Source organism: Thioalkalivibrio sp. ALgr1 (genome assembly GCF_000378285.1).
GTDB lineage: Bacteria > Pseudomonadota > Gammaproteobacteria > Ectothiorhodospirales > Ectothiorhodospiraceae > Thioalkalivibrio.
In genome coordinates, this window is record NZ_KB905133.1 from 469,407 (window position 1) to 491,315 (window position 21,909).

Below are 21,909 nucleotides of genomic sequence, written 5' to 3' on the forward strand. Positions count from 1 at the left end.
TCTACGAGCAACTGAACAACGGGTGCCCTGCCAGCAGCCGTTCAAGGCGATTGCGCAGTTCGTCGCGCACCGGACCGGCGCGATCCGCATCGAGACGGGAGGTAAAGAGGGACTCGTACCATTCCTCTTCTTCGTCCATGTCCCAGTCAACCTCGCGCAGCAGGGCCTGGCCGGCCTCCGGGATCGCAGCGGGGAGCTCGCGACCGGTCAGCAGGGCCCAGACCCCGGTCCAGCAGCGTGCCAGCGCCAGCGGGTGATAGCCGCCACCGCCCAGGACCAGCAGCCTCGGTGTGCCGTCGGCGTGCCGCGGGCTGGTCTCGATCACGTCGTCGACGCAGGCGAGGAAGCACTGGGTGGAGATGCCGAACTTGCCGAGCGGGTCCGGCAGCAGCGCATCGGTACCGGCCTGAACGACGACCGCATCCGGCTGCCAGCGGGTGCGCACGGCCTCCCAGACGGCCGCGAAGGCGGCGCGAAACTCGCTGTCGTTGGTCTCCTTGGGCAGCGGCAGGTTCACGGCGTTGCCAAGCGGTCCGGTGTCCTCGATGCGCCCGCCCTCGAAGGGGTAGCCGTACTCGGTGTCCATGTGCAGGGAGACGGTGAGCACGTCCGGGTCGTCGCTGAACGCGGCCTCGACCCCGTCGCCATGGTGGGCGTCGATATCCAGATAGAGCACGCGCTGCCCGGCCTGACGCAGGCGCAGGATCGCCAGCGCCGGGTCGTTGAAGTAGCAGAATCCACGGGCCTGGTCGGGGGCGGCGTGGTGCATGCCACCGGCCGGGTTGAAGGCCATACGCCCGTCCAGCACCACCTCGGCGCCCTGGATGGAGCCCCAGGTGGCGGTCGCCGGGGTCGCGAAGAACCCGGCGAAGAACGGGTTCTCGAAGTTGCCGATGTTGTGGCGGTCGCGGTAGCGCTGGAAGACCTTGCCCAACGCCTCGGCGCGCTGCATCGCGGCCACGTACTCGCGGGTGTGGAACCACTCGAGCTCGGCCGGCTGTGCCTTGCGCGATACGGCCATCTCCTGCGGCGTGATCGCGTCATAGGCCTCGATCAGGTCGATGGTCAGCGAGACGCGCGGGATCCCGAGCGGGTGGTTGTCGCCGTAGCTGTGCCCGCGATAGCGCGGGGCATGCAGCAGCGTGGCATGACGGCGGGCCGGCTCCGGGTGCCGAGCCGTAGCGCCGGTGGAGGCGTCGATGGCTTCGGGGGTAGCACTCACTGGCGCAGCCTCAGATAGATCTCGGGCAGACGGCGCGGCAGCTCGTCCACGTGGTCGATGATGGTGTAGTGACCGGGACCGAAGATCGCCGGCAGGTATTCCGAACCGGACGGGTCCAGGGTGATGCAGAACGGGTGCACGCCGGCGTCCACCGCCTCCTTCATCGCCATGCGCGTGTCCTCGTGCAGGTAGCGCTGGTCACCGCCGTCGTCGTAGTCGGCCGGGCGGCCGTCGGACAGGATCAGCAGCAGCCGGCGCTGGGCCGAACAGCGCTTGAATGCCTCCAGCGAGTGGCGGATGCCCGCGCCCATACGCGAGGCCAGGCGCCCGGAGACCGCGGCGATGCGGGCGCGGACGGTGTCGTTCAGGTCCTCGTTGAAATCCTTCAGCCAGTAGTAGTTGACCTGGTCGCGCTGCTTGGAGGCGAAGCCGGAGATCGCGTAGGGATCGCCGACCTTCTCGATCGCCTCGGCGAACAGCATCATCCCCTCGCGCACGCGGTCGACGATCTTGCCCTGCCCGCCCGGGTGGCGCGCCATGATCGAGGTGGACATGTCCGCCAGCATCATGACGCCGGTATCACGGTGCTGCACCGCACGGCGGCGGTAGATGAAGGCCTTCGGCGACAGCCCCGCCTTCTTGTCGGCGATGAAGTCGATTACTGCCTCGGTGTCGAGCTCGTCGCCGTCCATCTGCTTGCGCTGCGGCGCCAGGCGCATCGGACGCTGCATCTCGAGACCGCGGGTCAGGCGTTTCAGGGTGTCGGCGTTCTCCGACAGGATCGTGGCCGCCAGCTCCGGGTTTTCGTCGTCCAGCACGCGCTCGTAGAGATTCACCCAGTCGGAGATATAGCGCTGCTCGCGGTAGTCCCACTCGGGATACGGGATGCCGTCCTTCTTCGGGGTGTAGGGAGCGGCGCGCTTGGCCACCTGGGCCGGCTGCGGGATACCCGTGCCGATGCGCCCGCCGGTGCCAGAGGTCTCCTGCTGCGGGGTCTGGATGTCGGCGTCCGGGTCTTTCTGCGCCTGCTCCGGGGCCTGCTGCGGCTGCTCTTCCTGCTTCTCGCGCTCGAACTTGTGTTCGTCGTGCGCCTCGTGGTCGCGGAAGTCGGCCAGGCTGCCGTCGCGTTTCCGCTGCGGATACACCGGCAGCGACTGGTTCAGCGACAGCCCGGGCAGATAGGCCTCGGCGCGCTCCTCGATGGTGATCTCGGGGAAGGCCTCGTCGGCGAACAGCTCCTCGCCGACTGCCCAGGCGGTGACCACATCCGCGTCCGGCTCCAGCACGCGCGCCAGACGCGGGTCCTGCGCCTCGTCGCGCAGCAGGGCCTGGTGGGCCTTCAGCGCGAAATCGAAGTAGACGCCGGCCGCGCCCTCCGGGCGCTCATGGTCCTCGGCCAGCGCCACCAGGCGCGGCAGGAAGTTCGGGATGCGCGGGGCCAGGCGCGCGTTCACGCGCAGGTCCTCGGCCAGGTCGAACAGCACCTGGAAGCGGAACATGCGCGCCTCGAATGGCGCGAACAGCGGGCGCCAGGTGATGCGCGAGCGGTCATCCAGCGGCGGGTGCTCGACCCCGGCACGCTCGAACAGCCGCTCGACATCGGACTGCGCATACGTATCGAAGGCCAGATGCGCGGCCGCGTGCTGGGTGGCGACGATCGCCTCCTCGCGCGAGTCCATCACCGCCGGCATAAACAGCCGCCGGCCGTCGGTCTCGAGCATCGGGCGGCCCTCGCCCGGCTTCCAGCTGGAATCGGCCAGCGGGATATCGGCATCCAGCCAGGCCAGCAGCACCAGGCGCAGGAAGCGCCCGTGCATGCGCGGGCGAAAGCCCGGCAGCGCCTCCAGGAGCAGCTTCAGGCTCTCGTCGCTCTCCAGGCGAAAATAGGCCTCACCGCGCGAGCGCCCGGCCTTCAGCAGGTCCGCTCCGCGCCGGGCCCAGGACAGCAGGCCCTGGTCGCCGACCAGGTTGCGGGCGATCGGGGCACCCTCAAGATAGGCATCCAGGGTCAGGCCGCGTTCGTCGAACAGCGTCTCGGCCGGCTCGATCAGCGCGCGCAGGCCCTCGATACCTCGGCCGGCGGAGAGCTTGTCGAACGGCGTCTCGAAATAGGCGCGGGCATCGGGCAGGCTGCGTTCGCACCAGCGCAGGCCGATCTCGGCCCACTCGCGCTCGCCGGCCTCGCCCCAGGCGTCGTACACGCGATCGGCCTGAGCCATGAAACCTTCCAGGGCATCGGCGGAGTTGACCCACTGCTTGAAGCGGGCGGCCTGGTCCAGCCACAGGTCCACCGTCTGCATGTGCTCCGCGAGCCGCGCGGAATTGCGCATGAAGCTCTTGCCGGCCTCGCGGTCGTGGAAGAACAGCTCGCGCACGGTCTCGATCCAGCGCCGCGCGGTGGCGGCACCGAACGCGCGGATGGCCGGGAGGGCTTCCTTGGTGTCGCGGTGGGCGACGAAGCTGATGTCCTCCAGATGCTGGAGGACCTCCTCGATCTCGACGAGATCTTCGGCTTCCGTGTTCGCCCCGCCGCTGTTGCGGGCCTGGTCGCTCACGCGGCTTCGGACTCGGGGAAGTGGGCGTCGAAGATCTCTTCCAGCGCCTGGATCAGCTCGGGGTCATCGGTGATCGGGGCGATCATCGCGGCGCGGCAGGCCACGCGCGGGCTCAGACCCGCCTGCATCAGCTCGCCGGCATAGGCGAGCGCCCGGGTGGAGGTCGCCTCTTCCAGTCCGTGGTCCTTCAGGGCCCGCGCCTTGCGCCCGGCAGCCACCAGCTTCTCGACGCGATCGGCATCCAGGCCGCCGGATTCCTTGGCCACGATCTCGCGCTCGACATCCTCGGCCGGATAGTCGAAGTGGATACCGACAAAGCGCTGCTTGGTCGAGGGCTTCAGGTCCTTCAGCACCGTCTGGTAGCCGGGGTTGTAGGAGATCACCAGCATGAAGTCCTCGTGCGCGTCGATGATCTGGGACTTCTTGTCCAGCGGGAGCTGGCGGCGGTGGTCGGTCAGCGGGTGAATGACCACGGTGGTGTCGGTACGCGCCTCGACGATCTCGTCGAGGTAGCAGATCGCGCCCTCCTTGACCGAGCGGGTCAGCGGGCCGTCCTGCCAGACGGTCTCCTCGCCCTCCAGCAGGAAGCGGCCGACCAGGTCGGAGCTGGTCAGGTCCTCATGGCAGGAGACGGTGACCAGCGGCTGCCCGAGGGTATGCGCCACGTGTTCCAGGAAGCGGGTCTTGCCGCAGCCGGTCGGGCCCTTGAGCATCACCGGCAGGCGCTTCGAGTACGCGGCCTGAAAGATCTCGATCTCGTCGCCCTGGGCCTTGTAGAACGGGGCATCGCCCGCGTCGCCGGGCTTCTCGATCACGTCGCGTTCCACACCGCGGATACGGTTAATCAGGTTCTTCATGGGGTCTCCGATGCCGACCGCGGGGGCCGGGGCTGGTGTATGCGCGGGAGCGGCGTTACCCTCCGCCGGGCTGGCGGCATGCCCCGTGGCATCCCGTCGTGTTCCCGCAGGCTTTGTTGTATCATTGGCTGTTTATATTCTATCGAACCTGCGCACTTCCATGAACCAAACGCCCTTCCCGGTACGGGATCGGGCAGGTGAAGGCGCCCGCAACTCGGATTCAGCGCGTCAATAGAGGACCCGGTATGAAACTTGTCAAACTCGTCAAGCTGAACAACCTGCAGTACAACCCGAATCGCGATCCGGAAGTCTACCGGCGCCCGATCAACGAGGAATTCCGGGTTCAGGCCCTGCTGAACGGCTCCGGCACCGCCCAGTGCAAGTTCTCGGTGGAAGGCGAGGCCCTGTGCGAGAGCAGCGTGTCCCTGCCGGGCACCTTCGACTGCAAATTCAGCTTTGATACCGCCGGCACCCGCGTGGGCGACCTGGTGATCGAGGCCAACGGCGAGACCTACCACGAGAAGATCCGCATCGACGTGCTGGAGCACGCCTGGATCGGCTAAGGCCGTGCGATGCCCCGCGATCCGCATCATGCGGATCCGCGAATCAAAAAGGCCCCGTGGCTAACGCCCGGGGCCTTTTTGATGGGGCGCTCAGCCCCAGTCGTACATGCGGATGAACTCGGGGAGCTTTTCGACCATCTCCTCGCGATTGAAGAAGCGATCGGCCCGCGCCAGGCGCATCTCGTCGCGGATGTCCTGGTCCCCGCCAAAACAGAACACGGGCAGGTTGATCTGATACTCCATGCGCAGGATGCGGATTACGTCCAGCGGGTCGAACACCTCGATCTCGTCCAGATCCAGCAGCAGGAAGCGGTAGAGCAGCACCTCGTTCCAGGCGCCCAATTCTTCCAGATCGGTCACCGGGTACAGATGCCAGTCATCCGGCAATGCGGTGCGAATCTGCTCGATCATCGCCTGATCCTGGCTCATCAGGATCAGGCGTTTCTCCAGCCGGCGCTGAATGGTCGGTTCGGACATCGGTTCGCCTCGTAAAGCTTTTTGGGGAAGTATCCAGCGGCGTGCAAAGCAGGATCAGGCGGCGGCGATCCCTCGGTAGAGACCGTCGATGCGTGCGCTGACCTCGTCGACGATCACCGCGTCGAGCTGGCCGTTCAGGCGCGAGCGCACACGCAGGCGCTCCGGCGACTCGCCCACCAGGGTCTCGCGCAGTACGCGATCCACGCTCGGGTCCTCGCACCAAATGCGTGCAATGTGTGTCCCGGCGATATGCAAGCGCAGGCGGCCACAGTGGCCGCGCGTCTCGAAGACATGGTTCTCCCGATTCACACGGATACCGTCGCGCACGGCCGGCCCGCCCTGGCTGTCGGCCAGGTCGGCGAGTTCCTCGCGCCCGGCCGCCAGCCACTCGTCCCATTCTGCGGAACTCGGACGGTAACACCGCGCGGGGGTACTGAAGCGGCGCTCCAGCACCTCGCTCAGGGCCGCCTCCAGACGTTCCGGCGTCGGCGCCGCCTCGGGGCACTGCTCCGCACAATCGGTCATGCCCTCTTCCAGTGCCGGGCGCAGCCATTCGCGGTAGCCGTCGCTTGGGGCATTTACACACGATAGAAAGCGTTCCACCGGGAAGCGGCGCAGGAAGCTAGCGCCGAACACACAACCCTCGTTCAGCGTGGCCGCACCAGTACCCATGATCTTGCGCCCCTGAACCCAGACGTCCTGACCGCGCGCCTCGACGCCTTCCAGCCCCAGCTCGCGCAGTACATCCATCGCGATGCCCAGCCCCAGCGCGAACAGGTGGCGATGGCCACGGGCGAGGACCTGGCGGGGCTGAATCAGGAAGAAACAGGCCTGGTCGGCATCCACCCAGACGGAGCCGCCCCCGAGCGGGCGGCGCACGACCGGCACGCTATTGGCCTTGCAGGCGACCAGGTCCAGATCCATGGCCGGGTCCTGGCTGGCGCCCACGGAGATGTGCGCCTCTCGCGAATGCACCCACAGCACGCGCAACGGCGACTCCGGCGGCGTGCTGCTCGCCAGACCGGTATAGAGGGCGTGGAGTTCTTCCGCGGAGCGGGCCCCGGCATCAATCCATTCCGGGGTGACCGTGGATGCGACCAAGGATCAGTCCTCGGGTTTGTCCTGCTCGGACGGGGCCTCGTCGTCCTTGCCGGGCTTGTAGAAGTAGCGGAAGTAGAAGTCGCTGCGCGAGAGGTCCTCGTACAGCTTGGCACGTTCCTCGACACCCCCGCGCATGATCTCGACCATGGCCATGGCCTGCTCGCCGTCGATGATATGGATCCCGCCGGTCAGCTCCTGATCGGTGTTCAGGAAATGCGCGGCCAGCTCTTCCGGCTCCTGGATATACACCAGGAACGACTGGCAATCGGGGTCCTCGAGATCCAGGGGCTGCATCACGATCTTGCCCAGCCAGGCCAGGCGCGCGACCTGGTTGAACTGGTGAATATCGAGCTTCTTGCCCTTCTTGTACTTGTTGAGTTCGTTACGGATCTCGCCGATGTTGGCGATCTTCATCGATTTCATGGGGCGTGCGTCCTGCCGCGAATGAACCGGGAGCATAAACAAGTCCAGCCCCCGGCCGTAAAAAAACCCCGGCGGACCGGGGTTCTTGAGAGGAACCCTGGGCTATTAGCTGGGTTCGTTCGCCATCCCTGGCGTTATGCTTCTACCAGTCGAAACCGTCGTCTGCGGGCTCCTCAAAGCCGGCCACCTCGCGAAGGGTATCCTCCAGCGCACCCGGGACGCGGCGAAGCTGCATGAAGCTGTGATCGCCGAGCATACGCAGGTCCGGCCAGTGCAGCGCCGCACGGAAACGCATGTGCAGCGCCTCGATATCGCCCCCTTCTACCAGGATCTCGTACGGCACGTAGGCGGTGTGGCGAAGCTCGCGCACGTCGATCGTCTCCAGGGTGTTGAGGTCGGTGGCCTCGGAATCGGCGCCATCATCGGCCCGAATCGCCACGCCGATCAGCGTAGCGTCCGTTCCCGGGATATCCAGCCGGTAGATCTCCGACACGCCCCCACGCCGATCGCCCAGACCGGCATCCAGCTCTTCCAGGGCGGCGCTCCGCGAGCCGTGGCTACCCAGGTCATACGGGGCGTTGAAGCGCTCCATACCAAACGTATAGCGGTAACGCTGCAGCTCCCGCGGGGTCATGCCGTCCTCCGACCCGAAGTGCTGCTCGTCGCCCAGCACCTCCGCCAGCCGCGAACTCACAGCGTTCACCGAGTCATCAATGCGATAGGCATGTCGAAAGTACTCGAGGTTGTTGTAGCTGACCTGAACCCCGCCGTTGGTCGCGGTCACGGCGACGCGTATAGGTGCGATGTACGCCGCCCGATCCTGGGAGCCCGCCACCGCCAGCAGGTCGTCGTGGGTCACCACGATCACGTGCCGGTCGTCACTGACCGGGTACTCGCCGAGGGTCTGGAAATCGGCCTCTTCCAGTCGCTCGCGGACCGTCTCCACCTCACCGCTGACATCGGAGCCGGACGTGGTGTAGGCCAGTACCAGGGGCCGATAGACATCGTCCGCCAGCGCCGTGGCGGCCGCGCCAAGGGTCAGCAGACACGCGCCGAAGAACGCGAGAACGGCAGGCACGCGAATGCCTCCGCGCAATGCGTGGATTGCTCGCATGGGATTCTCCTTTTGATTTTGCTAGTTCGAGCACAGGCTCGATCAGGATGCCTTCCGACGAAAGGGCCCGGGCCCCACCCCCCGATGGGTCCCGGTGTCCGGCACCGTCCGCACTCCATGGCGGTACCGCCCCCTCCTCCAGGGTCGGCAGCTCATCCCGAAGCCCGCGCCGGGCACCGGTGCGGCCGCTCACGACCGCCCGGGCGCCATCGATCAGAAGCGGTACGCGTACCCGATCTCGAGCTCGTACTGCCGCATCTCGATCTCTACGTCTTGCGCCGGATCAAACGAGTTCGCTCCCCGGACCCTTTGACGAGGGGCGTACATCGCCGCGAAGTTGACCTCATGCTGCCCGAATTCGCGGGTGAAGCCGAAGGTGAAGTGATCTTCCATCACGGCCGGAGCAAGGATGTTGAGTGTGACATCTCGAGACTGGATCGGATTCTCACCACGGTTGTAGCCAACACGCCAGGTCCAGCCATTACCGCCATCAATCTGGGCACCAAACTTGAAGATGTTGACGTCATCCCAACCAAATCCGGGACCACCATCTGCACCAAATTGGGCCTGGTTCGTACTTGGATTGGAGATTGCATCGATCTCCGAATACCGGATCTTCTGATAGTCGGCGGACAGGGTGACAGCGGGCGTAACGTCGACTGAGAAGCCAAGCCCGTAGGTAGACGGGACATCAAACTCGCCCCCATTGGCAAAGAGGCCGGCGTACTTGTCGAAATCACCAGCGCGAATCTTCGAGCGGTAACTCGCACCCACGCGCGCACCCTCCGCCAGTTCCGCCTGAAAACCGATCTGGGCCCCATAACCCCAGCTTGAATCGGTACGGCCACTGCTAAGATTCTCCGGGTCTTCGCTCATTCCGAAGTCACCGAACGTCCCAAGACCCTCGGCACTAAACCGCTGATAGCTGATAATCGGACTGAAACCTACACTGACTCGCCCATCCGCGAATTTTTGCGCGTAGGTAGGGATGATCGCGAGCTGTTCAAGGTTGACCCCGGCCGAGCCGTCACAGAACGGGCCCGTCGTACCCGTCGGAGGGGTCTGCCCCCCCGCGCCCGTAGGACCTGGACAGAAATCGTTCTGGAATGCCGGGTAGTCCGTATTCATCCCACCGTTCCCCAGGAGCGCAATGCCCCAAGAACGATCCTGGTCGATCTGTTGAACAAAAGCGATTGACGGAATGAAGAAGTTGTTGCTGTCGCTATCCACGCTCCCTGGGGCGAGTCCGAATCCTTGCCCTGATGGCATCCCAGACACTTCATATGAACGCTCTGGGCGGAAGTAGGCGACCGATGCGTCGAAGCGGGTTTCCATGCCGGCGATACCGGCGGGGTTGGTGCCGGGTGCGTAGGCGTCCTGGGAGATGGCCATGCCGACCCCACCCATGCCCTTGGCCTTGGTGCCATAGCCGTGCGCGAAATAGCCGTTGGTGGCATTGGCGACGCCGACGCTGCCCATTGCAAGGCCAACCGCGACCGTCACCAGACTGCGGCGAATGATGCGTGCTTCCATGTTGTTCTCCTTTGGTGGTCTTCTTGTTGTATGGCCCGGCACCCCGGTTACCAGCGGCCCCCTTGTATGCCGCCGGTCCAGTTATGTGGTGAAGTGACCGCTCGCGGGTGGACGACCCATCCCCCCGGGAGTTCTTTCGACGGGGCCCCTGAAATATCCCCGCTCGAAACCTGAATATTCAAAACGTCTAATCAACCCCCCTGACGTGCGAAAGCCCCGGAGACCGGGGCTTTCAGCATGCATCGAGTTTTATGCGGACTTTTCGTCCTCGGCCTCGTCGGCGTCGAAGTCGAAGGTGCCGACATCCTCCCCGGCCATCTGCCGCTGGACGAACCCGACGTCCGTCGAGTTGAGGGCAAACGGGAAGGACAGGATGTCCGTCGGGCTGGAATCGCCGTAGGGACGGTTGCAGGCCGAGACTTCCTCATCCGACTTGCCAGGGCAGCCGGAGGTCTGGAACGGCTTGCCGGAGGCGATCAGTTCGTCGACCTCGGACTGCGGCAGGCCGAAATCCACCACCTGACCATCGGCGTTGAACTTCATGTCGTCGATGCGGCCACCGGCGTAGTCGATCACGAAGCGGCCCAGCTGCACGCGCCGCCACTGGTCGCGCGGCACCGGGTTCCAGTCTTCCATCAGCGAGCCCTCTTCCGGGAAGAAGGCGAACATGTGGTTGTGGCCGCCTAGGTCGCGGATGCGCTGGCAGACCTGCAAGATCTCTTCCTCGGTCTCGCCCATGCCGCAGATCAGGTGGGCGCCGAACTTCTCCGGCCCGAAGATCTCGGCGGCCCACTCGATGGACTGCCAGTATTTGTCCCAGCTGTGAGGGCTCTCAACCGCCTTGCCACGGGTGCGCTCGAAGATCTCCGGCGTGACCGCGTCCAGCGCGACAGTGAAGATATCGGCGCCCTTGTCCCGCAGGAGCTGGAGATCTTCGTAGCTCATGGTGGTCGGGTTGGAAAGGATCGACACCGGGATGTGGTTGACCTCGGCGACCCAGCGTTCGAGTAGCTCGACGGTGTCGGCGTCGGAGTTCGGGTGCGTGATCATGGAGATGCACATGCGCTCGAACTGCCCGGCGTCGGCGTGATTCTTCACGCGCTCGATCACCTCGTCGTACTTGGCGGTCGGCCAGTCGACGCGGATGAAGTTGCGATCGGCGTAGTCACGCGATTCCTCGCGGTGGCGCGCCAAACCGCAGTAGGAGCAGTTCGCACGGCAGCCTTCCGGGTAGGTGACCAGCAGGTTCAGGCAGTGGGTGCAGGACGTACGGTGCATAGTGCCCGGCACCAGGCCCAGCGTGATCGCAGCCGCCGTGGACATCTGCACGTACTCCGGCGAACGCATGTCCGGGGTCTTGATGTGATAATCGGGCCGGTAAAAGTTGATCGGCGCGACCATCTCCTCTGCACTTGCACTCATGGAATTCCTCCAGCGTTGTTCACCGGGTGCGGGGCACCCGCCAACCGGGCCTACGCGGCCTGGTCACCATCGTTGAAATACTCGGAAAAAGCAATCCATCCGCGGCGCTGCGTGGCGTCTTCCTGCGCCCGCGGCGTACGCCAGTGTTCATTCAGGAACGCGCGGCGCTTGCAGGCGCGCTCCAGGGCCGGACCGTACTGATCGCGCATCTCTTCATCGTAATCGTCGAAAGCCTCGGCGTCACCCTCGAGATGCGCAATCGCGGCCTCGCCCGCCGCCTCCCCCGACACCACCGCCGCGGCAATCCCGGCCCCGGTAATCGGATGGGTAAATCCACCGGCATCGCCCACGAACAGGACATCGCCGTCGTACAGCGAATCACGCAGGCCGCCGACCGGGATCGCGCCACCCGTACGGTGACGGATCTCCTCGCCCAGCAGCCCCTGCTCGACGAGCTGGGCATGCAGGGATTCCAGCGGCGTCTTCATGTCGTTGTCGATGCGCTTGTCCGCACCCAGCCCCAGGTTCGCCCATTCGCCCTTGGGGAACAGCCAGGCGTATCCACCCGGGTAGTCGTCCGACAGCCAGACGTCCGTCGCGGTATACGGTTTTTTCAGTGGTACCGTGTACTGCCGGGTCTGCACGACCGGCAGCGCGGACAGACCCAGGGACTCGGCCACCGGGGAATGCGGGCCATCGGCGGCGATCAGAACACGGTACTCGACCGCGTGTTCCTGCCCCTGGTGCTTGACGGTCGCCACATGCCGGTCGGCATCCACGCGCTGCAGCGGGGTCGAAGTCACCAGCTGCGCGCCGTTGGCCTTCGCCGCCTGGATGATCGCGCGGTCGAACTCGCCGCGGTCCACCATCAAGCCAGGGAAATCGGAGTGCTCCACGGCCCCGGAGGGCAGGAAGCTCTGCATCGAGTCGATGCGCTGCAGTAGGACTCCATCCGCCTTGGCATAGGCGCCCATCGGGTTCGGGATGAACTCGGCACACTGCACCGGCTCGCCGAAGGCCTTGTTGCGCTCGACCGCCAGCACGGACAGCCCGGCCGCCGCGCACACGCGCGCCGCCGAGGCGCCACCCGGCCCCAGCCCGACCACCAGGACATCGACCTTTTCGGGAAGCATTACTGCTGCCTCCCGGCAAGTACCGCGCAAAGGACCTTCATCCCGCCGATTCCTCGGTCTCGGCCATGGCCAGAGCCGACTGAATCGCCGCGATTACGTCATCGACCGTCAACTGCAGCATCTCGACGTCGCGCTCGGCAAAGAATGCGCGCACACGCTCTTCCATCTCGGCCTGCGGCGTGTCCCGCAGGGCCGCTTCCAGGTCGGCGATGGTACGCGCGGGCTTCACGAAGATATCGCCTGTCAGCCAGAGCTGCTTCAGGCGCTTGCGCTCCGGGTCCAGGGCCACACCGACGCGCATTAGCCCGCCGTCACACTTGAAGATGCTCTCGAACAGCGGGGCATCGGTGGCCGGACGGTTGCGCTGGTAGACCCATTCTTCGGTGTCGATCTCGGCCAGGGCCTCTTCGAAGGACTTCTGCTCCTCGGGCAGCAGATCCAAGGGGGCCAGCTCAACCGCGAACTCTTCCGCAAAGGCCTTGGCAATCGCGTCCTTCACATGGTCCAGATTCGGGCGTTCGCCCAGCAGGGTCGCCAGATTGACCACACGATCGCGCGCCGACTCGATCGCCTTGTTGGAGAGCTTCTCGGCCGGAATCCGCAGAATGCGCAACATGTCCTCGACATCGAACTCGATCAGCAGCGTGCCCTGATACATGATCGAGTCGCCATCGAATGCGCCACCCGTGCCGGAGATCTTGCGGCCTTCGACCTCGATGTCGTTGCGCGGGCGGAACTGCGCGTCGACCCCCAGCGTGCGGATCCCGGCGGCCGCGGCATTGCAGATGCGCGCGGCGATCTGCCCCATGTCGGCCGTCCCGAGAAAGCGCTTGTCGAGGTACAGCTCCCAGCCCAGCTGGGTGGAATCAAAATAGATCGCGCCGCCACCGGTAATCCGGCGCTGGATCGCAATACCGTTTTCCTTGCAGTACTCGGTGCTGATCTCCTGGTCCACATTTTGGTGGAAACCCACCAGCGCGCAGGGTTCGAACTGCAGGAAACGCAGGGTGTGCGGCGACACGCCCTCCTGGTGGCACTCGAGCAGGGCCCGGTTGAAGGCCATGTTCTCCGCCGCCGGGCGCAGGCCAGTGTCCAGGACGCGCAGGGTCTTCTGATCGCGCTCAGACATGGCAACCGCCTCCGGCCGCGACATTGCCCTCGGTCACGATGCGGATCCCGCCGAGGCCCTGGCGCGCCTTGCGTTCCTGCTCGCGACGCCGCGCCTCTTCGGCGACGATCGTGTCCAGGTCGATCTCGACACCGCTCTCGACCGTGGTCCCGTCCGCCATCACCTCGTCGCCCACGGCGATCGAGCAGCAGGCCGGAGTCACGCGGACCTTCTTGCCCAGACGCGCGGCCAGTTCGACCACACCCTCGGCCGGGTGCGCAATACCGGACAGGCCGGCCATCACCGCATAACTATCGATCTGGCTCTTGGCCTCGCCTGGTGGGCGCGCGCAGCCGAGCAGCAGCGGCGTGTCACCCAGGCGCTCGCGGGCGTCGTGGAAGAAGCGCCCGACCGCATGCACATCCGGCGTCTCGAATGGGCGGCTCGCCGGGGCGTAAAACGGCATCACGACCACCAGCACCACGGCATCGGGCAGGTGGCGCGCGAGCATCTCCAGCGCGTTCCACTCACCCAGCAGCTTGCCGTAGTGCAGACCGATCACGATGTGCGGGACCACCTTCATGTTGGTGTTCACCAGGCTCTCGAGTGTCTGCTCGAAGTCATCCACGCTGCGGCGCAGATGGTAGACCTGCGTGATCGTGTCCTGCGCGCCGATCACGTCCATCATCGCCGCGTCGATACCGGCCTGCTCCATCGACGTTGCGATGTCGTCGTCGACCAGCGCCGTATGCAGCGCGATGCGGAATTCGGGAAATTCGTCCTTGATGCGACGAATCGTGGAATAGTACGGGTCGTACTCGACCTCGTTACGGTGGTTCGAGCCACCGGTCAGGAGCATGCCCTGGGCACCGGACTCGATCACGTTGTTCACCTGAGCCCATAGGTCCTCCGGCGTGCGCACCGGGATCATCGGGTCCAGGATCTTGGCCTTGCAATGGTCACAGGCGAGCTTGCAGTCGCCACCGGTGATCGACATCGCCGGCCAGGCGCTCTTGCCGCAGTCCGCGAGTTCGCTGGACTGATACGACTTGAACGTCGGGGTATAGAAATGCACCGATCCGGGATCGGAGCCCCGCTGAACGCTGTGCTGAAGGTCATTCACCAACGCCGCATCGACAGGGATGTCTTCCAGGGGTTCGACCCGCTGGATCACCTCGTTCCAGGTCGTCATCAGCTTGCTCCGGATACCACAGAATCAAAAAAGGCCGCCGAACACTGGGGAACGGCGGCCCGAGGCTCGGTAGGGGCTTAGCAGCCGCCGAAACCGTCTGCTTCCATCTTGGCTTCGAACGCCGCCAGGGCGTCGGAACCGGTCTTCAGGTCGCCGACTTCGCCGTCCCAGTCTTCAGGCTTCAGCTTGATCAGCCAGCCTTCGCCGTACGGGTCTTCGTTGATCAGACCCGGGTTGGCCGCAACCTTGTCGTTGGTTTCGGTCACTTCACCGGTCACCGGGGTCTTCGCCGGACCCACCCACTTGCCAGATTCAACGGTGGTGCAGGACTTGTCCTTCTTCACGGTCTTGCCGACCTTCTTGGGAGTGAAGGACACGATGGTGCCGGCCAGCGAGCACGCGTAGGAGGTCAGGCCCACGGTCGCGGTGCCGTCGCTTTCCTTGCGCACCCACACGTTGTTTTCAACGTTGTACATCAGATCTTCCGGAATATCACAACCCCGTACTGCGCCCATGTTTTCCTCCAAGCGTGAAAGTAATAATGCGGGAAAATTAAAACGTTATCGTTTTATCGCTACGCAGAATCAGGTCCGCCAGTTCGCTCGCCCGATTCACTTCATCGACCTCGTCGATGAGATCCGAAGACGCGTCGATTCTATACCCCGGTAAAGCGGGCTGGCAAACGTGCAGGCGCACACCTGCGCGTTTTGCGTCCTGGATGAAATCCTTGATCAACTTGCCATCTTCCATGGCCCGCAGGTCGTCGGCGACCCCCTTCTCCATCAGGCGAACGCCCTCCATGGTGAAGAAGATATAGACGTCCACGTCCATCGAGGCCATCACCGCCCCAAGGTAGAACGGCGTCGCACAACGATGCGGCGTCGACGGCCCCGAGGTCATGATGAACACGACCGTCTGCTCGTCGTTGTCCAGATAGTAATCGTCGCCCAGTTCCGCCATCGTTCTCTCTATCGCAGTTTCCGCTGACACTCGATGTCTTCATCTTTGGCGCGCTTGCAGTAGCCTTCCTCGGCCTTGTCGCCGGTCAGAAACTGCTCCAGCGCCACATCCACACCGTCGGTGGCTTCGACACGCGCAATCCACGCATTGTAGGGATCCGAGTTCAGCAGCACTGGGTTTTCCAGCACCTCCTCGTTGCCCTCGACGATCTTGCAGTCGATGAAGTTCGGGATCGGACCGGCCCATTTCCCGCTTTCGATCGTGGCGACCGGCTTCCCGGGCGGACGCCGGGTACCGGGGCGACGCACTCGTACGTGAATGATCTTTCCCGCGATGGTCTGCGAAAGGTCGGTCATCCCCACGGTCAGGGTGTCGTCATCCTCGCGGCGCAGCCAGATCTGAAATTCGTCGTCGTAGAACAGTTCGGGATGAAACTCGCAACCGTTGCAGTCCATGTTTCGCCTCGTTCCTGGCATCGACACAAAAAACGGGCGCCAGGCGCCCGTCTTCTGAAAGTACTACTGGGCCATTCGGGCCTCGAATCAGGGGATCAGATGACCCCCTTCTCCTTCAGCAGCCCGATGGAGTCACTTACGTTCTCGTGGATACCCAGCTTGCGCGGGGACAGCCCCATCGCCAGGCCCAGCAGCTGCGTGAAGTACACCACCTTCACGTCGGTCTTGATGCCGAACTCGGTCTCGGCCCGCACCTGGTGCATCTCCAGACCGGAGTGGCAGGTCGGGCATTCGGTAGCGATCACCTCGGCACCGGAATCCTCCGCCGACTGCAGCAGGTTCAGCACCAGCTGGGTCGAGGTGTCAGAATCCGACAGCGTATGCGCACCGCCGCAGCAGGAGGTCTTCAGCGGAAAGTCCACGTTCACGGCGCCGGCGGCACCCAGCAGATCATCCATGAAATGCGGCTGGTAACTGGAATCCGAACCCGGGCCATTGTCCTTCTCGGGGAAAATCTGGCGCGGACGGGTGTACATGCAGCCGTAGTAGTTGGCGATCTTGATGCCATTCAGGCTCTTGGTCATCTTCTGCTTGATGCCCTCGGGCCCCAGCTCTTCCATCAGCCACTCGAGCAGATGCAGGGTGCGGACGTCACCGGTGTAGACCGGGTCGTCGGACTTGCGCGCCAGATCCTGGACGGTGTCCATCGCATCCTGGGAGGTCGCGGTCTCGTACTCGGCCTTCTTCAGGTTGTGGTAGCAGCCGTTGCACGGCGCCATCACGGTGTCCATGCCCATCTGTTCGGAGGCAATCGCCATGTTCCGCGCGGACAGATAGGTCTGCAGCATCGGGTGAATGTTCTTCACCTCCATCGCGCCGCAGCAGTTGTAGTCGCGCAGGTTTTCCATCTCGAGTCCCAGCGCCTTGACCAGCACGCGGGTCGAGCGGTCGTACGGACCACCAGAGCCCTCGAGCGCGCAACCCGGATAGTAAGCAACCTTAGCCATGAGCGGCCTCCTTCTGTTCGCGCACGTAATTCTTCAGCACGTCCCCGGTCTTGCCCCAGGACTTGGTGCGCGGCGTATGTACGGTGTTGATGCCCATCGCCATCAGATGCTTCACCGGCAGGTGCTTCATCATCCGGAAGATGAAGATCTTCATCCATTCTTGCACCAGAGGCTGGCCGGTCTTCTTGAAGAAGTTCTGCATCACCTTGGAGTCTTCGATGCGGCCAGTCTTGTAGATCTGATCGGCAAACTCTTCGTCGAAGATCGTGGACGGAGCCTTTTCGGTGATCCCTTCCTCTTCCATCCAGTGCGCCAGAGCCTTCATCACGCCTTCCGGCTTCACGTCCTTCGGGCAGATGTTCGTGCACTTGTTGCAGGAGACGCACTGCCAGATGATGTCCTTGTCCTTGACCAGCTCTTCCTTCATGCCCAGGCGGGTGAGGTAGATCCAGTAACGCGGATTGAACTGCACGTTCTGCGCATACATGGTGCACGAGTTGGTGCAGGACCCGCACTGCCAGCAACGATGGACGTTCTCGCCACCCGCAAAGCTCTGGATCTTCGTCTCGAAATCGTCGTCGTAATCGCGAACAGTGCGCGGGGCGATCATCGTGTTCCAGTGTCCGGACACGTCCACGCCGTCGACCACCAGCTCGTCGTGTTGCTGGAGGCGCTCGTCCTCGATTAGTGCCTTTTCATGTATTGCCATGACGTCTCTCCGAAAACCTGTGTAGCCAGGCTCAAGTTCGTTCCGTTATTTAATGCAGCGACGCATCGGTTCCTTTCAGGCGACCTTCCGGGGAGTCGATCCCCAGCATCTTCACCGCCAGTTCCAGCGGATCCTGCTTGGCGCCGAACTGGTTGTCGATCATCCCCAGACTCATCGAGAGCGCTCGGGCATAGTCGGAATAGGCTTGCACCCAGACCAGGTCCGTCACAAACGGCAGGTCTCGATAAAAGCCTTCCTCGGCCAGCGCATCGAAAAACCAGCGCCGCGCCCCCTCGATCGAGCCGACCGTATCCCCAATGGGGATCGACCGGAGGGTGTCATTGCCGCGGATGAACTCGCGCAACGCGCCCGTCGTGGTCGACGTATCCCACACCCAGCGGCAGGCCAGAGGCACCGCGTCCGGATCCGCGAAGTGCAGGATCTCGGCGCCAAAATCCCAGATCGCCCGCCGAAGCTTCTTGTCGTCAGCCGCAAGATCCGCAAAGTTCGCGAGCCGCTCGTTCACCCCAACATCCGGGCGAACCAGAGTGCGCACACCGTCCACCAGGGCGCCCTGACGCTCGGCCATCAACGAGCCAAGCTTGCGCCGAACCGAGAAAACCAGACCGCCGAGGGTGCGAACATCCTCGGCATCGATCTCGTCCCCTTTCGCGACAATCGCGGCAAACACTTCGTGTTTCGACCGCAGGGCCTCGATGAAAGTCCCCAGCCCGTCGACTCCACCCGCCTCGGCGATGGCCTCATTCAGACTGTTCAGCTTCGTCGCAAGGATATCCTTGTCGAAGCTGACCTCCAGCGGCTCCGGGGCCAGCCCCGAAGCCGCTGCGTCGCTGACGACCTCAGCCGGCTTTCGAAACCAGCGCATGCAGGTCCGCAACCGCGCGGCCACCAGCAGCAGCACCCTGCGCGATCGAATCATCGATCGTCTCGGGGCCATAGGCCGCACCGCAGGAGTAAACGCCCTTGCGGGTGGTGCCACAGGTGTTGGTGTACTGCTCGGCCTTCTCGATAAAGCCGTGCTTCTCGAGACCGACACCGAAGACCTGGGAGATTTCCGGGTTGTCGGCGTTCGGATCCATGCCAATGGCGTGCACGACGATGTCGAACGGGATCACGATCGGACGCTTGACCAGGGTGTCCTCGCCCTTGACCAGCAGCCGGCCGTCGCCAGAGGCCGTCACTTCCGCGATACGGGCTTTGACGAACTTGGTTTTGAACTCTTCCTGGGACTTCCAGTAGAACTTGTCTTCGTACAGGCCGAAGGTGCGGATGTCCATGTAGTAGATGAACACGTCCGTTTCCGGCGACAGTTCCTTGATCTCCATGGCCAGGTTGGCGGAGACGGTGCAGCAGATCTTGGAGCACCACTCACGACCGATCTGGCGATCACGCGAGCCCACGCAGAGCAGGATGCAGACCCGCTCCGGCACACGGCCGTCGGACGGGCAGGCGATCTTGCCGGAGGCGACCATCTGTTCCATCTGGGTGGTGGTCAGCACGTCTTCGTACGTGCCAAAGCCCCACTCCGGCTTGTTGATGGAATCGAAATGGGTAAAGCCCGTGGCCAGCACGACGGCACCGGCCTGGACCGATTCGCCGTTGGTCAGCGTGGCGGTGAAGTTACCGGCCTCGCCTTCCAGCTTCTCGACCTTGGCACCCTTGTGCACGGTCGAGTTGGAATCGTCTTCCACGCGCTTGACCATGCGGCCAATGGCGTCCTTGGCCCACTCGCCAGAGGGGACCAGCTTGGCGTAACCCGACAGGATCGGGGCACCGCCCAGGACGTCTTCCTTCTCGACCATCACGGCCTTGAAGCCGGCCGAGGTGACATTGGCGGCGGCGGCCAGCCCAGCCGGGCCACCACCCACTACTAGAACAGTATCTTGCTGCATCAGACTTTGCCCCCGTAAGCGAGCTCAGGATTGTAGAGGTATTCGATATTGCCGGCCTCGACTTCCTTCAGGTATTCCTGGAAGGTCTTCTTGGCCTCGTCCCAGGAGATTCCCATCTTCTCGACCAGGTCTTCGCAGGGCGATGCGTGCCACTGCAGCTGGACGATCTTGAACGGATCCGCGCCGCAGGCCAGGGCTGCGAACTGGACTTCCGCCATGATCGGAATCTGGAAGTTCTGGTTGTGGGCCTTGCCGATCCACTGGTTCTTGTCCATGGTCGTGACGCAACCGGTGTCGTTGGCCAGCATCACGTCGGCATTGGCTTCCTCGCGGGCCACGCGGATCTTGCGATCCATCGTGAACGAGCGGGTGAACTCGCGCTCGGAGATGATGTGGCGGAAGCCGAAGCCGCAGCAGTCGTACCAGGTGGAGTAGTCGATCACCTGCGCACCCAGGGCCTGCGCCGTTGAGGTGATGATCGCGGTACGGTTGCCCCCCAGCACGGACGGGTCGTAGACCGCGTCTTCGTGGACCATCTTGTAGTAATGGCAAGCCACGTGGGACGTGGTGCGGATATTCGAGACGTCGATGGTCTGGAGCTCGGAGGCGATACGGTTACGCATCACGTGCACCCACTCGGAGTAGTGGATGATCTCTTCCGGGATGACCAGCTTGCCGTCGACCAGGCGACCCAGCTTCCCAAGGATCTTGGTGACCTTCTCGCGCAGCTCGGCAGACTCGACCAGATACTTGCGGATCTCCTTGTAGTTACCGAAGGAGGTGCCACAGTGGACGAGCGGGAAGAAGTGGCCCAGCTCGTGGCCGTGCTGCTTGCCGGATACATAAGACTGGTGGAAGTTACGCAGGAACACCGCGGCCAGCGATTCGACGTTCCCGATACCGGAGCCGTGGTAGTTCCACGCGGTGCAGGAGGTCTGGTCGGTCTCGTCGAGGTAGTCCTTGCCCGGCTCGAAGCCGAACTTGTTCATGAACCACAGCAGCGAGGTCGGGTAGCCCGGGATGTTCCCGCACTGGCCACAGGACTTGTGGTGCCACAGCTGCTTGGTCGGGACCTTCTTCTCCCAGCCGAACAGGGTGTTCACCGAGATCGGCTCGTGTTGGTCCTCGATGCGGTGGATGATGATCTGGCCGTCTTTTTCGAGCTCGTACATGTGCTCGCGGACGTCATCCATGCGGTCACCGAGGTCGACCGTACGGCGGTCAACGTGCTTGCGCACCCAGTCGGTCGCCTTGATGGCATCTTCTTTGGACAGGTCGGTCGCCTGGAAGAAGGAACCGTGACCGGCGATACCCTGACCGTCGGTATTGTGGAAGCCGGGCTTCATGGTGCCAGCACCGGCACCTTCGCCGTTCTGGTTGTGATTGCCTGGGGTCTGTTCACTCATAACGCTTCTCCTGATGTCCTGGAGTGGAGTCGGAAACGGGACGACTTATTCGTCGTCTTCCTCTTCCTGCTCCTCGAGCCAGTCTTCGTAGTCCTCGCGCTTCTCGTCGATGAAGTCTTCGATCACGTCGAAGAGGTTCTCGTCCATCAGCTCGAGGGACTTCAGCACCCCGGTCATTTCCCAGATGGTGTACATCTCGACCGAAGTCTTCAGGGACACTTCCCAGGCGGTCTCGACCGTCTGCAGCGTCTTCACCGGAATCGCCTTGCGCAGGATGCGCAGGTCACCTTCCACCTTCTGGATATTGGGGCCCCAGTCGGGGAAGTGGTCGGGCTGGATCATGTCGGGCGACAGCTGGTTACCCGTGGTGATCAGCTTCAGCATCACGCGACCGAACGGGCGGAGCACGTCCTTCGCGGATTGCATTTCGTGCTTGATGGCCACTTCGCGCATGATCGCGACCAGGCCACCAGGGGAATTCTTGAACGGACAGCGAGCGGCGCAGGTCATGCACTGAGCGCAGGCCCAGATCTTTTCCTGCATCGCGTCGTAGATCTGCTCGACGTTTTCGGTCCACAGCAGCTGGACGATCTCGCGCGGGGAGTAGTCATAGAACTGAGCAGAGGGGCACGTCGCCGTGCAGATGCCGCAGTTCAGACAGCCGTTGAGTTCGTGGTCGTAGCGAAAATCTCCGCGGATGTCGTCGAAGATTTGCTGCATCTCAGCGTATGTCGCCATATGTCACCTCTTCGCTGTTGG

At 63.8% G+C, this 21,909-nt stretch carries 22 protein-coding genes; 1 reads left to right on the plus strand and 21 read right to left on the minus strand.

Annotated elements, in window-relative coordinates:
- Position 1 precedes the first annotated feature (1 nt).
- From F466_RS0106610 to F466_RS0106620, 3 genes are read right to left on the minus strand one after another with little or no spacing between them, the layout of a single operon-like run.
- A complete protein-coding gene (locus F466_RS0106610; RefSeq protein ID WP_018138328.1) occupies positions 2–1,222 on the minus strand; it encodes an acetoin utilization protein AcuC in 1,221 nt (406 codons plus the stop codon).
- The gene (locus F466_RS0106615) at positions 1,219–3,777 is read right to left on the minus strand and encodes a nitric oxide reductase activation protein NorD (RefSeq protein ID WP_018993699.1); all 2,559 of its coding nucleotides are present in this window, start codon (positions 3,775–3,777) and stop codon (positions 1,219–1,221) included. The genes F466_RS0106610 and F466_RS0106615 overlap by 4 nt, the downstream gene beginning before the upstream one ends.
- Positions 3,774–4,634, minus strand: coding sequence for a CbbQ/NirQ/NorQ/GpvN family protein (locus tag F466_RS0106620; protein WP_012982064.1), 861 nt, complete (start codon positions 4,632–4,634; stop codon positions 3,774–3,776). Before F466_RS0106620 ends, F466_RS0106615 begins: the two co-directional genes overlap by 4 nt.
- A 245-nt stretch (positions 4,635–4,879) precedes the next feature.
- Between F466_RS0106620 and F466_RS0106625 the strand changes: the two genes are divergently transcribed.
- The gene (locus tag F466_RS0106625) at positions 4,880–5,197 is read left to right on the plus strand and encodes a hypothetical protein (RefSeq protein ID WP_012982063.1); all 318 of its coding nucleotides are present in this window, start codon (positions 4,880–4,882) and stop codon (positions 5,195–5,197) included.
- 90 nt (positions 5,198–5,287) lie between these two features.
- On the opposite strand, the gene F466_RS0106630 is transcribed toward F466_RS0106625, so the two are convergent.
- From F466_RS0106630 to F466_RS0106715, 18 genes are all read right to left on the minus strand, one after another.
- Positions 5,288–5,674 (minus strand): hypothetical protein, encoded by a 387-nt coding sequence (locus tag F466_RS0106630; RefSeq protein WP_018993700.1) that lies wholly within the window; start codon positions 5,672–5,674, stop codon positions 5,288–5,290.
- A 54-nt stretch (positions 5,675–5,728) separates the two neighbouring features.
- Positions 5,729–6,775 (minus strand): lipoate--protein ligase family protein, encoded by a 1,047-nt coding sequence (locus tag F466_RS0106635; protein ID WP_012982061.1) that lies wholly within the window; start codon positions 6,773–6,775, stop codon positions 5,729–5,731.
- Positions 6,776–6,778: 3 nt separating this feature from the next.
- Positions 6,779–7,198 (minus strand): hypothetical protein, encoded by a 420-nt coding sequence (locus tag F466_RS0106640; protein WP_012982060.1) that lies wholly within the window; start codon positions 7,196–7,198, stop codon positions 6,779–6,781.
- 142 nt (positions 7,199–7,340) lie between these two features.
- Complete coding sequence (locus tag F466_RS0106645) at positions 7,341–8,312, minus strand: hypothetical protein (RefSeq protein WP_018138330.1); 972 nt, start codon at positions 8,310–8,312, stop codon at positions 7,341–7,343.
- A gap of 213 nt (positions 8,313–8,525) precedes the next feature.
- Positions 8,526–9,845 (minus strand): OmpP1/FadL family transporter, encoded by a 1,320-nt coding sequence (locus tag F466_RS0106650; protein WP_018993701.1) that lies wholly within the window; start codon positions 9,843–9,845, stop codon positions 8,526–8,528.
- A gap of 249 nt (positions 9,846–10,094) precedes the next feature.
- Positions 10,095–11,267 carry a radical SAM protein gene (locus F466_RS0106655; protein WP_018174695.1) on the minus strand — a complete coding sequence of 391 codons (1,173 nt, stop codon included), beginning with the start codon at positions 11,265–11,267 and terminating at the stop codon, positions 10,095–10,097.
- Between the two features lie 50 nt (positions 11,268–11,317).
- Positions 11,318–12,400 carry an NAD(P)/FAD-dependent oxidoreductase gene (locus F466_RS0106660; RefSeq protein WP_018993703.1) on the minus strand — a complete coding sequence of 361 codons (1,083 nt, stop codon included), beginning with the start codon at positions 12,398–12,400 and terminating at the stop codon, positions 11,318–11,320.
- Between the two features lie 37 nt (positions 12,401–12,437).
- On the minus strand, positions 12,438–13,529 hold the full coding sequence (locus F466_RS0106665) for a biotin/lipoate A/B protein ligase family protein (protein ID WP_038038659.1): 1,092 nt from the start codon (positions 13,527–13,529) through the stop codon (positions 12,438–12,440).
- Complete coding sequence (locus F466_RS0106670; protein ID WP_018138335.1) at positions 13,522–14,700, minus strand: radical SAM protein; 1,179 nt, start codon at positions 14,698–14,700, stop codon at positions 13,522–13,524. Before F466_RS0106670 ends, F466_RS0106665 begins: the two co-directional genes overlap by 8 nt.
- A gap of 77 nt (positions 14,701–14,777) precedes the next feature.
- Positions 14,778–15,215, minus strand: a complete 438-nt coding sequence (locus F466_RS0106675) for a glycine cleavage system protein H (RefSeq protein WP_081601199.1) — start codon at positions 15,213–15,215, stop codon at positions 14,778–14,780.
- 37 nt (positions 15,216–15,252) lie between these two features.
- Positions 15,253–15,660: a DsrE family protein gene (locus tag F466_RS0106680; protein WP_018993704.1), complete on the minus strand. Its 408-nt coding sequence runs from the start codon at positions 15,658–15,660 to the stop codon at positions 15,253–15,255.
- A gap of 8 nt (positions 15,661–15,668) precedes the next feature.
- Entirely contained in the window at positions 15,669–16,115 is a 447-nt protein-coding gene (locus F466_RS0106685; protein ID WP_018138338.1) for a glycine cleavage system protein H, read from the minus strand.
- Between the two features lie 95 nt (positions 16,116–16,210).
- Complete coding sequence (locus tag F466_RS0106690) at positions 16,211–17,122, minus strand: CoB--CoM heterodisulfide reductase iron-sulfur subunit B family protein (protein WP_018138339.1); 912 nt, start codon at positions 17,120–17,122, stop codon at positions 16,211–16,213.
- On the minus strand, positions 17,115–17,831 hold the full coding sequence (locus F466_RS0106695; RefSeq protein ID WP_018138340.1) for a 4Fe-4S dicluster domain-containing protein: 717 nt from the start codon (positions 17,829–17,831) through the stop codon (positions 17,115–17,117). The genes F466_RS0106690 and F466_RS0106695 overlap by 8 nt, the downstream gene beginning before the upstream one ends.
- Before the next feature lie 49 nt (positions 17,832–17,880).
- On the minus strand, positions 17,881–18,717 hold the full coding sequence (locus F466_RS0106700; RefSeq protein WP_038038661.1) for a hypothetical protein: 837 nt from the start codon (positions 18,715–18,717) through the stop codon (positions 17,881–17,883).
- Positions 18,692–19,720: an FAD-dependent oxidoreductase gene (locus F466_RS0106705; RefSeq protein ID WP_018138342.1), complete on the minus strand. Its 1,029-nt coding sequence runs from the start codon at positions 19,718–19,720 to the stop codon at positions 18,692–18,694. Before F466_RS0106705 ends, F466_RS0106700 begins: the two co-directional genes overlap by 26 nt.
- 23 nt (positions 19,721–19,743) lie before the next feature.
- The gene (locus F466_RS0106710; protein WP_018138343.1) at positions 19,744–21,150 is read right to left on the minus strand and encodes a heterodisulfide reductase-related iron-sulfur binding cluster; all 1,407 of its coding nucleotides are present in this window, start codon (positions 21,148–21,150) and stop codon (positions 19,744–19,746) included.
- 45 nt (positions 21,151–21,195) lie between these two features.
- Positions 21,196–21,870, minus strand: coding sequence for a 4Fe-4S dicluster domain-containing protein (locus tag F466_RS0106715; protein ID WP_017941141.1), 675 nt, complete (start codon positions 21,868–21,870; stop codon positions 21,196–21,198).
- Positions 21,871–21,909 lie beyond the last annotated feature (39 nt).

Coding starts and splice junctions, on each gene's coding strand:
- F466_RS0106620 (WP_012982064.1), bottom strand. CDS start 4,634: ATGAAGAACCTGATTAACCGTATCCGCGGTGTGGAACGCGACGTGATC.
- F466_RS0106625 (WP_012982063.1), top strand. CDS start 4,880: ATGAAACTTGTCAAACTCGTCAAGCTGAACAACCTGCAGTACAACCCG.
- F466_RS0106630 (WP_018993700.1), bottom strand. CDS start 5,674: ATGTCCGAACCGACCATTCAGCGCCGGCTGGAGAAACGCCTGATCCTG.
- F466_RS0106640 (WP_012982060.1), bottom strand. CDS start 7,198: ATGAAATCGATGAAGATCGCCAACATCGGCGAGATCCGTAACGAACTC.
- F466_RS0106645 (WP_018138330.1), bottom strand. CDS start 8,312: ATGCGAGCAATCCACGCATTGCGCGGAGGCATTCGCGTGCCTGCCGTT.
- F466_RS0106650 (WP_018993701.1), bottom strand. CDS start 9,845: ATGGAAGCACGCATCATTCGCCGCAGTCTGGTGACGGTCGCGGTTGGC.
- F466_RS0106655 (WP_018174695.1), bottom strand. CDS start 11,267: ATGAGTGCAAGTGCAGAGGAGATGGTCGCGCCGATCAACTTTTACCGG.
- F466_RS0106660 (WP_018993703.1), bottom strand. CDS start 12,400: ATGCTTCCCGAAAAGGTCGATGTCCTGGTGGTCGGGCTGGGGCCGGGT.
- F466_RS0106665 (WP_038038659.1), bottom strand. CDS start 13,529: ATGTCTGAGCGCGATCAGAAGACCCTGCGCGTCCTGGACACTGGCCTG.
- F466_RS0106670 (WP_018138335.1), bottom strand. CDS start 14,700: ATGACGACCTGGAACGAGGTGATCCAGCGGGTCGAACCCCTGGAAGAC.
- F466_RS0106675 (WP_081601199.1), bottom strand. CDS start 15,215: ATGGGCGCAGTACGGGGTTGTGATATTCCGGAAGATCTGATGTACAAC.
- F466_RS0106680 (WP_018993704.1), bottom strand. CDS start 15,660: ATGGCGGAACTGGGCGACGATTACTATCTGGACAACGACGAGCAGACG.
- F466_RS0106685 (WP_018138338.1), bottom strand. CDS start 16,115: ATGGACTGCAACGGTTGCGAGTTTCATCCCGAACTGTTCTACGACGAC.
- F466_RS0106690 (WP_018138339.1), bottom strand. CDS start 17,122: ATGGCTAAGGTTGCTTACTATCCGGGTTGCGCGCTCGAGGGCTCTGGT.
- F466_RS0106695 (WP_018138340.1), bottom strand. CDS start 17,831: ATGGCAATACATGAAAAGGCACTAATCGAGGACGAGCGCCTCCAGCAA.
- F466_RS0106700 (WP_038038661.1), bottom strand. CDS start 18,717: ATGCGCTGGTTTCGAAAGCCGGCTGAGGTCGTCAGCGACGCAGCGGCT.
- F466_RS0106710 (WP_018138343.1), bottom strand. CDS start 21,150: ATGAGTGAACAGACCCCAGGCAATCACAACCAGAACGGCGAAGGTGCC.
- F466_RS0106715 (WP_017941141.1), bottom strand. CDS start 21,870: ATGCAGCAAATCTTCGACGACATCCGCGGAGATTTTCGCTACGACCAC.